This is a genomic window from Streptomyces pseudovenezuelae (assembly GCF_029892565.1).
Taxonomy (GTDB): Bacteria; Actinomycetota; Actinomycetes; order Streptomycetales; family Streptomycetaceae; genus Streptomyces; species Streptomyces pseudovenezuelae_A.
This window is the reverse complement of record NZ_JARXVH010000031.1, coordinates 12,359-24,350: the sequence shown is the minus strand read 5'-3', so window position 1 is coordinate 24,350 and position 11,992 is coordinate 12,359. Positions and strand designations below refer to the sequence as shown.

The 11,992-nt window shown below is 67.8% G+C and carries 14 protein-coding genes and 1 pseudogene; 5 read left to right on the top strand and 10 right to left on the bottom strand.

Annotation, left to right across the window (positions count from 1 at the left end; genetic code table 11):
* Positions 1–99: 99 nt before the first annotated feature.
* The 4 genes from M2283_RS47705 to M2283_RS47690 form a co-directional block, all read right to left on the bottom strand.
* Positions 100–408 (bottom strand): SCO5918 family protein, encoded by a 309-nt coding sequence (locus tag M2283_RS47705; protein ID WP_280882880.1) that lies wholly within the window; start codon positions 406–408, stop codon positions 100–102.
* A 49-nt stretch (positions 409–457) separates the two neighbouring features.
* Positions 458–862 carry a CBS domain-containing protein gene (locus tag M2283_RS47700; protein WP_280882879.1) on the bottom strand — a complete coding sequence of 135 codons (405 nt, stop codon included), beginning with the start codon at positions 860–862 and terminating at the stop codon, positions 458–460.
* Positions 863–908: 46 nt separating this feature from the next.
* Positions 909–2,408 (bottom strand): DEAD/DEAH box helicase, encoded by a 1,500-nt coding sequence (locus M2283_RS47695; protein WP_280882878.1) that lies wholly within the window; start codon positions 2,406–2,408, stop codon positions 909–911.
* Positions 2,409–2,759: 351 nt separating this feature from the next.
* Positions 2,760–2,963, bottom strand: coding sequence for a cold-shock protein (locus M2283_RS47690; protein WP_023586116.1), 204 nt, complete (start codon positions 2,961–2,963; stop codon positions 2,760–2,762).
* Positions 2,964–3,852: 889 nt separating this feature from the next.
* Between M2283_RS47690 and M2283_RS47685 the strand changes: the two are divergent.
* Positions 3,853–4,074, top strand: a pseudogene (locus M2283_RS47685) (IS5/IS1182 family transposase); the annotation flags it as partial.
* A gap of 86 nt (positions 4,075–4,160) precedes the next feature.
* Here M2283_RS47685 and M2283_RS47680 read toward each other — a convergent pair.
* Positions 4,161–4,913: an SDR family NAD(P)-dependent oxidoreductase gene (locus tag M2283_RS47680; protein ID WP_280882877.1), complete on the bottom strand. Its 753-nt coding sequence runs from the start codon at positions 4,911–4,913 to the stop codon at positions 4,161–4,163.
* Between the two features lie 141 nt (positions 4,914–5,054).
* On the opposite strand from M2283_RS47680, the gene M2283_RS47675 reads away from it, so the two are divergent.
* The 3 genes from M2283_RS47675 (at position 5,055) to M2283_RS47665 (ending at position 6,588) form a co-directional block, all read left to right on the top strand.
* Positions 5,055–5,684 carry a TetR/AcrR family transcriptional regulator gene (locus tag M2283_RS47675; protein WP_280882876.1) on the top strand — a complete coding sequence of 210 codons (630 nt, stop codon included), beginning with the start codon at positions 5,055–5,057 and terminating at the stop codon, positions 5,682–5,684.
* 135 nt (positions 5,685–5,819) lie between these two features.
* A complete protein-coding gene (locus tag M2283_RS47670; protein ID WP_280882875.1) occupies positions 5,820–6,098 on the top strand; it encodes a hypothetical protein in 279 nt (92 codons plus the stop codon).
* Positions 6,099–6,462: 364 nt separating this feature from the next.
* On the top strand, positions 6,463–6,588 hold the full coding sequence (locus M2283_RS47665) for a hypothetical protein (RefSeq protein WP_280882874.1): 126 nt from the start codon (positions 6,463–6,465) through the stop codon (positions 6,586–6,588).
* Positions 6,589–6,779: 191 nt separating this feature from the next.
* Here the strand turns inward: M2283_RS47665 and M2283_RS47660 are convergent, their stop codons facing one another.
* From M2283_RS47660 to M2283_RS47640, 5 genes are all read right to left on the bottom strand, one after another.
* A complete protein-coding gene (locus tag M2283_RS47660) occupies positions 6,780–7,370 on the bottom strand; it encodes a TetR/AcrR family transcriptional regulator (RefSeq protein WP_280882873.1) in 591 nt (196 codons plus the stop codon).
* 137 nt (positions 7,371–7,507) lie between these two features.
* Positions 7,508–8,521: an NADP-dependent oxidoreductase gene (locus M2283_RS47655; RefSeq protein WP_280882872.1), complete on the bottom strand. Its 1,014-nt coding sequence runs from the start codon at positions 8,519–8,521 to the stop codon at positions 7,508–7,510.
* Between the two features lie 74 nt (positions 8,522–8,595).
* Positions 8,596–9,507, bottom strand: coding sequence for an alpha/beta hydrolase (locus tag M2283_RS47650; protein ID WP_280882871.1), 912 nt, complete (start codon positions 9,505–9,507; stop codon positions 8,596–8,598).
* Between the two features lie 74 nt (positions 9,508–9,581).
* Positions 9,582–10,397 (bottom strand): oxidoreductase, encoded by an 816-nt coding sequence (locus M2283_RS47645; protein ID WP_280882870.1) that lies wholly within the window; start codon positions 10,395–10,397, stop codon positions 9,582–9,584.
* A gap of 943 nt (positions 10,398–11,340) precedes the next feature.
* Positions 11,341–11,556, bottom strand: coding sequence for a hypothetical protein (locus M2283_RS47640; RefSeq protein ID WP_280882869.1), 216 nt, complete (start codon positions 11,554–11,556; stop codon positions 11,341–11,343).
* Between the two features lie 128 nt (positions 11,557–11,684).
* Between M2283_RS47640 and M2283_RS47635 the strand changes: the two genes are divergently transcribed.
* Positions 11,685–11,936 (top strand): transposase family protein, encoded by a 252-nt coding sequence (locus M2283_RS47635; protein WP_280882868.1) that lies wholly within the window; start codon positions 11,685–11,687, stop codon positions 11,934–11,936.
* Positions 11,937–11,992 lie beyond the last annotated feature (56 nt).

Below are 11,992 nucleotides of genomic sequence, written 5' to 3'. Positions count from 1 at the left end.
CACGGCGACGGGGACCCGTTGAACGCACTGTGGGCCCGGCCGGCTTCCGCCAGTCGGGCCCATGGCTGTTCAGGTGTCGACTCGTGCCTGCCTTGTCGGTCAGACAGGCAGGGGAGTGCCGAGCATCGCGGAAGCTTGCTGGAGCGAGCCGAGGATGCCAACGGGTACGGCCTTGGGGAGGGCGCGGCAGGTGAAGCCGAGCTTGGTCATCGCCCGGAGGACTTCGTCGGCGCTGAAGTCACGGCGGTCTTGGCGGGTGATGACCTGGCCGACCTGCTTGACGGGGTAGTGGCGGCGTCCGATGATCACGGACTCGCCCATGACCTGCTCGGGCTTGATGCCCTTCATCGATTCCAGCACACCGCTCTTGGTGAGTTCGAAGGGGAAACGGGCGATGACGCAGCGCATGGGGCCTCACAGGGAGAAGAGGAGAACGGTCCGACCAGGGTGAGGCGGATCAGCGGGAGAGCGCGAGGGCGCCCAGGACGCCGTCTTGCCCGTCGACCACCGCCAGGGCACCGGACCGGCGGGAGCGCATCTCGTGCTCGGCTTCGGCCATCGTCATCACGGGTGACGTGAACGACCCGTGGTCGCCGAGGAGGTCGCGCAGGCGGACCCGGTCCGTGTAAGCGGAGCTGTCGCGGACTGCGGTGAGTTCGGCCCGGGTGACCAGGCCGGTGCACTGGCCGTCCTGGTCGCAGACGACCAGCCGGCCCGTGCGGGCGGCGGCCATGACGGACAGCGCCACCTCGACGCTCATGTCGTCCCAGACCTGCGGTCCGGCCGCCTCCATGACCTCAGTCGGCGTCCTGTGCACAGGGCCCGCGTTCGCCGGGCGGGGCTGCGTCTCAACCAGCGTCAAAAGGTACCTCCTGCAGAGATGGGTCAGCTTCCTGATCACGAGGGTTCTAGGCCGCGCTGCCAAGGACGGACTGGCGTACGGGCGAGCGCCGGGCTGCCGAAGTGGGGCGGCGCCGGCCCCGGAAGGGGGAGGACGCGCTGCGCTTGGGGCGTTCGACGACGGGTGCGGTGATGACGACCGGGATGCCGGAGGGGGCCTGGGCGCCGGTGATCCGGCTCAGGGCCTCGTCGCCCGAGCGGACCTGCGTGGTCTGCGGGCGGATCCCGGCGTCCGACATGAGGCGGACCATGCCGCGGCGCTGGCCGGGGGTGACGAGGGTGACGACGCTGCCGGACTCGCCGGCGCGGGCGGTGCGTCCGCCGCGGTGGAGGTAGTCCTTGTGGTCGGTCGGCGGGTCGACGTTGACGACCAGGTCGAGGTTGTCGACGTGGATGCCGCGCGCGGCCACATTGGTCGCCACCAGCACGCTGACGTGCCCCGTCTTGAACTGCGAGAGTGTGCGGGTGCGCTGCGGCTGCGACTTGCCGCCGTGCAGTGCGGCGGCCCGGACCCCGCTGTTGAGGAGGTCCTGCGTCAGCCGGTCGACGGCGTGCTTGGTGTCCAGGAACATGATCACCCGGCCCTCGCGGGCGGCGATCTCGATCGTGGCGGCGTGCTTGTCGGCGCCGTGGACGTGCAGGACGTGGTGCTCCATCGTCGTGACCGCACCCGCCGACGGATCGACCGAATGCACGACGGGGTCGGTCAGATAGCGGCGCACCAGCAGGTCGACGTTACGGTCCAAGGTGGCGGAGAACAGCATCCGCTGCCCCTCCGGACGCACCTGGTCGAGCAGAGCGGTGACCTGCGGCATGAAGCCCATGTCGGCCATCTGGTCGGCCTCGTCCAGCACTGTGATGCCCACCTGGTTCAGACGGCAGTCGCCGCGGTCGATGAGGTCCTTGAGCCGGCCCGGGGTCGCGACGACGACCTCGGCCCCGCCTCGCAGCGCGCCGGCCTGCTTGCCGATCGACATCCCGCCCACCACCGTGGCGAGCCGCAGCCTGACGGAGCGGGCGTACGGAGTGAGTGCGTCGGTCACCTGCTGCGCCAGCTCGCGCGTCGGTACGAGGATCAGCCCCAGCGGCTGGCGGGGCTCGGCACGCCGTCCGGCCGTGCGGGCGAGGAGAGCCAGGCCGAAGGCCAGGGTCTTGCCGGAACCGGTGCGCCCGCGGCCCAGGACGTCACGGCCCGCCAGAGTGTTCGGCAGCGTCGCACCCTGGATCGGGAACGGTGCGCTCACACCCTGCCTGCCGAGTTCGGCCAGCAGCTGCTCGGGCATGTCGAGATCGGCGAAGCCCTGGGCGGCAGGCAGCGCGGGGGTGATCGTCTCGGGGAGCGCGAACTCCCCCTGCACCGCGGCGGGTCGGCGGCCGTAGCCGCTGGAACGGACAGGCCCGCCGGACCGGCGGGGTGCCGACGAGCCGTAGCGGCTGCCGCCCTTTCCTGCGTCGGCACTGCCATTACGGGTGCGGGCGGAGCGGTCGTTCGTGCGTGTGCGGTTCATGCGGAACCTTCCTCGATGTGGCACATATCAAGGAATTCCCGCGGCTTTGAGCAGCACGGAGAACTACAAGTATGGACCGATGACAAAAAGGCAAAAAAGCAGATCCGGCCGATGGGAATCCACGCGGGCACAGGTGCTGAAATGGGTGACGTGGCAGGAACGCACAATCCGGGCGTCGACTGCGGTGCGGCTCTTCAGGTTGTGTCTGCATCTCTGAAGGATGAGCCGTACGTGGTGTGGCTGGGGATTTCTCCGAGCCGTCCCGCAGGTGAAACCGTTGCGGGAAAACGCGTGCAGCTGGGGCCCGCACCCCGAGGGATGCGGGCCCCAGCTACAAAGTGCTCGTCAGCGTCAGGCCGGAACGATGTTCTCGGCCGTCGGGCCCTTCTGGCCCTGCGCGATGTCGAAGGTCACCTTCTGGCCTTCCAGCAGCTCGCGGAAACCCTGGGCGGCAATGTTCGAGTAGTGGGCGAACACGTCAGCGCCGCCACCGTCCTGCTCGATGAAGCCGAAACCCTTTTCCGCGTTGAACCACTTCACGGTACCAGCAGCCATGTCATATCTCCTTCGGGGCAGTACATCGGAATCCACACTGTGCGGACACCGTGTCGCCGCAATGATTACCCCGCCCGGAAAACGACCGGAAATACAAAAGCGCTCTCCCCGGCAGGAGCCGAGTGGGAGCACTTGAAGTTTCGGGAACCAAAACTGCAACTGAGATCAACAGTAGCACGCCGCCACGGCCTGTGAGCATTGAATCATTCAGCTTACTCAGTGCGGCAATAATTTTGCCCGCACGGCCCACTGAACTCTTACCTCGCGGGAATAGATTTCGATGGACCGGAGTGCAACGTTTCCGGAAGGACGCCGAGCGTACTCAGCGTGGCGGACGCGAGTGTTTACGTGCCTCGTAGGCACCCTGGGAGGCAGTCGGTCATGGCCTGCCGCCGCACCTCCCGGTGGTTCGTGGACGCCTCGTTCGCAGAGGCGCTCCGGTCGTTCGGGTTGAACGGGGTTCGAGGATCACGCTCTGTCGCGTCTCGCCTTGTGGCGTTCGACTGGAGTGGATCCGCGCTCCCTTGAGCAGTGCTGTGCTGGACCGTCTGCTCACGCGTCGCGTCCTCTCTGGGATCGGCTTGTGCTCTCTTTTCGCCTCGATCACCGTCGCGAGGGCCTCTGTGTAGGTGTCCCGGAACTCCGCGCCATCCAAGTCGTCGCGCGCCATCGTCTCCATCGGCGCGAGTGCCCCTCGATCTCACCCTCCTCCAACTGCACTGCCGGAGGGAACAGTTCGGCAGAGAGCGGATCTCGTCCAGCCATCGCCTTGCGTGCAGGACCAGCACATCGTCCCGTACCCACCGAGCGCCCTGAGGGCGTGAAGTAGCTGGTCAGGGCTGTGGAGTCGGTCTCGTGGCTCCACAGCCTTTGACGCGCGGGACGCCTGGCCGTTGATACGGTGCGGGTTCCCTATCGCGGCCGTTGGGAGAAGCTGTCCGCAGGTCAGCAGGCCGTCAACCTGTCTAACGCCAGGATTCGTGCGCTCGGCGAACAGGCCATGGCCACCCTCAAGACCTGGCGCCTCCTGCGCAAACTCCGGTGCAGCACCGCCCGCATCACCGCCCTCGTCCAAGCCGTCCTCACCCTGCACCTCAGCGCCGCAGTCTGAGGCTACGAAAGGCTCACTGTTTCCTTTCGCAGTTTCGCGGCGCGGTCCGGCCCACTACAGGGCGGGCTGTGCCGCGTCACGGTTGGTCAGACCTGGACCAGTCCGCCGTCGACGAAGTGTTCGGCGCCGGTGATGAAGGAGCTTTCGGGTCCGGCGAGGAAGGCGGCGAGTGCGGCGACCTCCTCGGGGCGGCCCATGCGCCGCAGCGGGATGTTCGCGGCCAGCGCGCCGTGGAAGTCCTGCGCGCTCTGGCCGAGCCGGCCGGCAAGGCGGTCGATGGCGGGGGTGGCGATGGGGCCGGGCGTGATGACGTTGACGCGGATGCCGCGCGGGGCCAGTTCCGCGGCCCAGGTCCGGCCCAGGCTACGTACGGCGGCCTTGGAGGCGGCGTATACGCCCATCCGGTCGGCGCCCTGGTGGATGGTGGAGGACGCCAGCAGGATCACCGACGCGGGCTCGGTGAGCAGGGGCAGCGACTTCTGCACGGTCAGCAGACTGCCTTTGGTGTTGACGCCGAAAACGAAGTCGAACTGCTCCTCTGTGACGTCCTTCAGGCGGGCGCCGTCGCCCAGGCCGGCGTTGGCCACGACGGCGTCGAGCCGGTGTCCGTCGGCGCGGATGACGTCCATGACGCGGTCGAGGTCGGCGGCGCGGGAGACATCGGCTGGCACGGCGACCGCACCGGGACCGATGGCCTCCGCTGCGGCTTCGAGCTCGTTCTTGCGGCGACCGGTCAGGTAGACGCGGGCGCCGTCGTCGGCGAAGCGCTGGGCTATGGCCCGGCCGATTCCGCTGGAGGCTCCGGTGACAAGGGCAGTCTTTGCGTTCATGGGGGGCATGGCACTGATTCCTTTCGAGATGGCAACGGCGTTTGCGCTGCTCGTGGCCATTGCCGGGACAGTCGATCGACTTTCTTGACTGTCTCGTCCAGAACGTACTCGGTTCTGGACGAGACAGTCAAGAATTGCTATCGTTCGACCATGGGACGACCTCGAAACTTCGATGAGAGCGAGGTCCTGCGCGCCGCCAGGGACCAGTTCTGGTCGACCGGATACGCGGCGGCGCGGGTGGACGACATCGCCGCCGCCACCGGCCTGGGCAAGGGCAGCCTCTACGGCGCTTTTGGCGACAAGCACCAGCTGTTCCTGCGCACCTACGCCGACCACTGCGCCGGGCTGGTCGAGGCCGTACGTCGGGCGCTCGACGGCCCGGACACTGACGCCTACGAACGGCTGCGCGCGCATGTGATGAAGGTGGCCGAGGCCACCGCCTCGGACGTCTGCCTGCGGGGCTGCCTGCTCGCCAAGGGTGCCGCCGAGCTGTCCGAACAGGACCGGGCCGTCGCAGCGACGGCCCGCCGGACGTTCACGGCCATCGAGGAACTGATCACCTCCTGCGTCGCGGGAGCGCAACGCGCGGGCGATATCGCGCCGGACGCAGATCCCGCACGGCTCGCCGGGCTCCTGCTGGCCGTGCTGCGCGGCATCGAAGCGCTGGGCAAAGGCGGCAGCAGTCCCGACTCACTGCGCGCGATCGCCGAAACGGCCCTGGCGGTCCTGCCGCGACCGCAGAGCGACCAGGACCGCTCAGCCCGCCCTCAGTCAGGTTGAGAACAGCTCACTGACAGCGAGATGGTCGACCACGTCGGTCGCCTACTCCATCAGATGAGTGACTGCGGGGGGATGGGACTCACCCTCGCTCACTACCTCCATTCGGGAGCGGTCCTGGAAGCTCATGCTCACCGTGTGGGTCGGCTCAGCCCGACGATCGAGCGCTATTTCACGATCGCGGTGCTCGCCCAGCACCTGACTACAGAGCCTTCCGAGGCTGCGGGATGCACTGCGGCGCAGCAGGAAGCGCTCCGGGCGACCTACCTTGAGGTGCTCGACCGAGAGGAGTGGACCCAGGCCGCACGCGCTGGGCTCGCGACGGATGACAACCGGATGCGATGGCTCGCCGACCACCGGGCGCCCCGGTTGAGGCTGCGTGCGTTCCCCGATCGAGAGCCGGATACCGAGGAATAGCGCACGTCAGGAATAAGTGCTCTCCGCCGGTACGAAGCAGTCCAAGTCGCTCCCTGCCGCTCCACGCCTACTTGGCGACGGCAACTATCGCCGAGCGGCCCAGTGCCACGCCAATCTCGATGACAACGACAACGACAACGGTGCGCGGGACTACGTCGATTGCTACTGACCCCACTGGTCAGGCCCCGCTCGGCAGGCAGCCCCCGCCGGGGCGTTGCTGCGAGCAGCCGACGAACGGTAGCGGTGCCTGATCGAAGGTGAGCTGGCAACCGGGGTTCGTCGGGATGCATCCGTGTGGGGGCCGCGGGCGAGGATGCGCAACCCCCGCTGCAACAAAGCGAGTCCGGCCATTACCGGTTTCGACGTGGCCGTTACGATCTCCGTGATCTGCCCGCCGTCCGTCGTCCTCTCTCCGCTGACCGAACACCACCTCGACGGCCTCCAGCCGGGCCACCTGGGCGATGAGCTGGCCGGCGGAGGACGAGCGTAGAGCTTCGGCAACCAAGCGGCGAAGAAGCCGTTCGTCCCGAACGGCGTGGGTCAGTGCCAGGAGTGTGCGCAGGCCGGCGCATCCGTGCGGTGGCGGCAGAGGGCAAGAAGGCCCCGTCGAAGCGGCAGACGCTCGGCCGGGGGCGTGGTGTGGAGTGGCGAGTCGAGGCTGCCGGGTGGTGCTGCGACGCGTCAGTGGGACTCCTGTACGCCGAGCAGCGTGAGGGCGTTGCGGATGCCCTCGTCGAGGAGTTCGTCGGAGAGTCGCCGGTCGGCCAGGGCGCGGGAGAGCTGCAGTGTTCCGACCATCATGGCGTAGACGCTGAGTGTCTTCGTGTGCACCGAGCGCGGATCGGTGGGCGCCAGGCGAGCGGCGATACCGTCGATGATGGCCAGCACGCCGTCGGTGTACGCCTGCTTGGTCTCGTCCGCGCAGCGCCCGATCTCATCGAGTAGTGCCGCGGAGGGGCAGCCGTCGTCGGGACTGTCGCGGTGCTGGGGTGACAGATACCACCGCACGATCTGCTCGAGTCCGGCGATGCCGGGGGCCGCCTGCTCGATGACGTTCGCGTACTGCGCGCGCAACTGGTCCGCGACCGCGGTGGCCACGAGGTCGTCCTTGGATGCGAAGTGGGCGTAGAAGGCGCCGTTGGTCAGTCCGGCGTCTGCCATCAGCGTCGAGACGCCCGAGCCGTCGATACCGTCCCGCTTGAACCGGCGGCCGGCGGTCTCGATGATCCGCTGCCTCGTCGCCTGCTTGTGCTCTTTCCCGTAACGCGACACGCGCTCACTCCTTTGTGCGCAGGAAGGGTCACCTGCCCTCCGCGGCCTTCGCCATCGTATTGGATTGCGAACGTACTCCAATGGTGTGCCGGCGGTCTCTTGGAGCACCGACACGCCTTCTCTGCGGCCGGCCCGATTCACTCGTCGTCGGGGGCCATCGAGATCACGACCTTTCCGGCCGTGGTACGGCCCTGCTCGACGTACGCCATCGCCTCGAGCGTCTGGTCGAAGGGGAACGTTCGGTCGATGACCGGGCGGAGCTGTCCGTTGTCGTACAGGGCGCCGAGTTCACGGAGCTGGGAGCCGCTGGCCTGCATGAAGAAGAACTGATAGCGCACGCCCAGGGCCTTGGCCTGCTTGCGCACCTTGCGACTGAGCGCGTTCATGACCACGCCCATGAACGAGGGGGCGCCTAGTTGACTGGCGAAACCTGCGTCCGGCGGCCCGGCGACACCGATGGCCAGGCCGCCCGGCTTCAGCACGGTCAGCGACTTCTCGAGGTTCGCCCCGCCCAGGGAGTCCAGCACCAGGTCGTAGCCGGACAGCACCTGAGAGAAGTCCTCCTTGGTGTAGTCGACGACGATGTCGGCGCCGAGGCTCCTGACCAACTCCTCGGTGCGGGTGTTCGTCGTCGTCGCCACCGTGGCACCGAGGTGCTTGGCGAGCTGGATGACCGTCGATCCGAGGCCACCGGCACCGGCGTGGATGAGCACCTTCTGTCCCGGCTTCACGTGGGCACGGTCGACGAGGATCTGCCAGGCGGCCAAGGCCACCAGCGGCACTGCGGCCGCCTCGCGGAGGGTGAGTGACTCCGGCTTGGGCGAGACGTCGTCCTGGTCGATGGCGATGAACTCGGCGAAGCCTCCGATCCGCAGGTCGCGGGGACGTGCGTAGACCTCGTCGCCGACGGCCACGTCGCGCACGGCGGACCCGACCTTCGTCACGACGCCGGCGACGTCGTGGCCGAGAACGAAGGGCAGTTTGTACCTCAGGAGTCGTTTGAACTCCCCGTTGCGGACCATTTTGTCCAGCGGGTTGATGCTGGTGGCGCTCACTCGGACCAGGACGTCGCCGTCCCCGACGGCGGGCTCGTCAACGTCTGCGGCGCGTACGCCGTCCTTGCCGTACTTCTTGACGACGAATGCCCTCATGTCAGCTATCCCTTTGCGTGGTCTTCTCGGTTGCCTTCTCGGCGGACGATGCGCATGCCCGGGCGGCTTCCGTATCAGCTGCCGAGGTGCCGGCGGAGCCATCGGCCCATCTGCCCGATCGCCCTATCCACCTCGGGCACCCGCCCCGCGCCGAGGATGAACGAGTGCTGGCCCTCGGGCAGCGGGCGGACCTCGGAAACAATCTTGAAGTCGGCGAGGCGGCGGCCGAAGTCGGCGCCCTCGCCGGCAAGCGTCTCGGACTCGCCGTAGTGGAGGGCCGTTGGCGGCAGGCCGGTCAGGTCGGCGTTCACGATGCTGATGTCGGGGTCGGTGAAGTCCACGGCGGGGTCCTGCAGCCACGCTGCTCGGAACGATTCGAGGATGCCCCGGCTGAGCATCTTGTCGTGTTCCTCGTTCTCGTCGACCTTCGGGTTGCTGATGGTGAGGTCGGCCCACGGCGAGATGCTGATGATCGCCCCGGGGGTCGCCTCGCCCTTGGCGAGCAGGCGCAGCGGCAGCATGACCGCGAGGGTGCCTCCGATGGAGTGGCCGGTGCTGCCGATGTTCCGCGGCTGGTAGCCCTGCGCGAGCAGCCAGCGGTAGGCGGTCTCGGCGTCGTCGATCTGCGCCGGGTGGGGGTGCTCGGGCGCCAGGCGGAAGCCCACGACGAGTGAGCGGATCCCGGCCGCCTTGGCGATGTGGCCGGCGGCCTTGCGGTCCGATGTGATCGAGGCGGCGACCGATCCGCCGAAGTGGAAGTGGAGCAGCGCCCTGTCGGGGTCGGCGCCCTCGGGGATGGTCCACAGGGCGGGGACGCCGTCGGCGTCCACGTCGGCGTAGGTGACGCCTTCCGGCTCGGTCGATGCCGAAGCGTGTGTGTCGACGATGGCGCGGACGACGGCCAGGTCGAGGCCCGGTGTCGACGCCTTCGCGCGAACGCTTTCGAGGAATTGCGCGAACTGCTGTGCTTCCGTACTGGTTCCCATGGTGATGCTCCTGTTCAGGTCGGAGGTGAGTGCGTCTCTCGCGCGCAGTGCAGGTCGATGGGCCGGGTGCGACGTCAGCCGGGCATCCGGTTGAATCTGCGGATCTGCTTGTCGAAGATCCCGGCGGGGACCAGGCGTCGCGCGGTGGTGATGCGTGAGGCGAGCGGTCCGGCGGTGTAGCGCAGCTTCGGCTTCGGGGCGGTGGCTGCCGTGACGACCTCCTTGGCGACAACGGCGGGGTCGTCGCCGGCCTCCATCGCCGCGGCGACCACCTCGTCGAAGACACGCCGCCGCTCCGCATACAGCGGCAGCGGCGTGTCGGGTTGCACGGCCTTGGCATCGAACGCGGTCCGGGTGTAGCCGGGTTCGACGAGCAGGACGCGGACGCCGTGCTCGCGGACCTCGTGGTCCAGGGACTCGGAGTAGCCCTCGACGGCGTGCTTCGCCGCGACGTAGAGGGCCATGTAGGGCTGCGGGATGACGCCGAGGACGGACGAGAGGTTGATGATGCGGCCACGGCCCTGGGCGCGCATGTGCGGCAGGACGGCCTTCGTCATGCGGATGAGACCGAAGAAGTTGAGGTCGAAGAGGCTCTGGGCCTGGGCGACGGAGTTCTCCTCGACGGCGCCGGCCGAGCCGAGACCGGCGTTGTTGACGAGGACGTCGATCCGACCGAACCGTTCGATCACTTCCCGGACGGCGGCGGTGACGGATTCGTCACTGGTCACGTCGAGGTCGAGGAAGGTCACCCCGGCGGGCGGGGTGAGTCCCGAGGTGTTCCGTCCGGTTCCGATCACCTCGAACCCGGCTGCCACGAAGGCGCGAGCGGTTGCGTTGCCGATCCCCGATGATGCCCCCGTCACGAGTGCTACCGGCCGATCTGTCGCCATCACAGACTCCCTGAGTTATTGAATTACGATCGTTTACCTTACGATCGTAAGGCTATGACGGAACGGAGCGGATGGCAAGGAGCGGCTCCGGCGATCGCCGGGACCCTGCGGCTTTGTGCGGGAGGGGAGACCAGGGGCGACGAAGGCGGCAGGCCACCGATAAGGCCCGGTACTCCCTGTCCGACCAGGGGGGAGACGGTGTGTGCGGCACCGCGCGGGGATGCCGTACTGATAGCGGGCGGCGCGAGGTGCGAGACGGGTCACCGGCGTGCCGCGCACAGCTTTACGCGCTGACGCCATCACTCCGTATGCGACGAAGGGTCCGACGCTGGCGGACGAGTGGTTTGGCGGCTGGCCATGCCGAGGTCGATGGTGCGTTGACGAGTGCCCTCCGCGTCGAGCTGGGCGAGCTTGTCCTGGGCGCCGGCGAGGCCGACTTCGGGTCCCTCTATCTCGCCTGCTAGATGGCGCCGAATGACATCACGTGGCGCCACTCGGCGCCACGAGGACCCTTCGACCCTATTTGCGCAGTGACGCAACAAGGGGCATGCCCGTGGAGTCAGACCCGCACGCACGTCACGTGGGCGTCGGGGCACAGCCACATCACGGATCGGAGGCGGGCATGGGTGCCGACCCTCCTTGGCCGCGGCCCAGGCCGACCAGGTCCCGGCATGTCGCACGTGCATGATCATGCGGATCCGCTCGCGTGCCCTCATCCGATGCGCAGGCGATGCTTCAGTTGACCCCTTGCCACGCCGATTGGCCTCGTTCGTGCGAAACTCGCCGACCTGTTGTCAGCGGCAGCGGCTGAAACGACAGTGTCCACACGCGGGCCAGCCCCATGGATCGGAAACGGAGCCCGAAGGTATTGGACTCTCTGGTTCCGAAGGGTCGGACCGAGCAACTGTTGGTCCGACCCTTCGAGTTCAGTGTCGTGGGTGTGTCAGCTGTAGGAGCCGCTGGAGTCGACGATGAAGTCGGCTGTGCCGTCGCTGTTGTTGTAGATGCTGACCTGTCCGTTGCTGTCGGTGGGTGTGAGGGCGAGGTTCGCCATGGTGTCGTCGATGCCCCAGTTGAGGTTGCTGGTTGCGGGTCTGCCGGTCGCGGTGGGGTAGACGATGGCGTAGCCGTCGGCGGTGGGGCCGTTGACCGTGACCATGGCGGCGAGTGTGGGCGTGGTGGCCGTGGTGACCTGTTGGGTGGTGCTGCTGGTGAGGGTGTAGGTCCCGTTGGCGGCTACGGGGGTACTGCTGCTACCAGGGCCTGGGAGCCCAGACGGGCGGACGTGTGGTCACACCACCGCACCGCAAGTTCAAGAAGAACGCCCCGGACTGGTACGAGGAAATGCATGAACGCCAGCGCAAGGCCCACTCCTCCCGGCGTATCCGCGTCGAGCACGGCATCGCTCACCTCAAGAACTGGCGGGTCCTTGCCCGACGCCACGGCCGCCGCGAGCACATGACCGACATCATCCAAGCCGTCGCCGGACTGCTCTCCCACCAGCAGACCGCCACCCTGGCGACCGATTGCCACGTGTGAACACCAGGCGAAGCCGAACTCCGCGACGCGCCACCACCAACCATGCACGAGCTCGT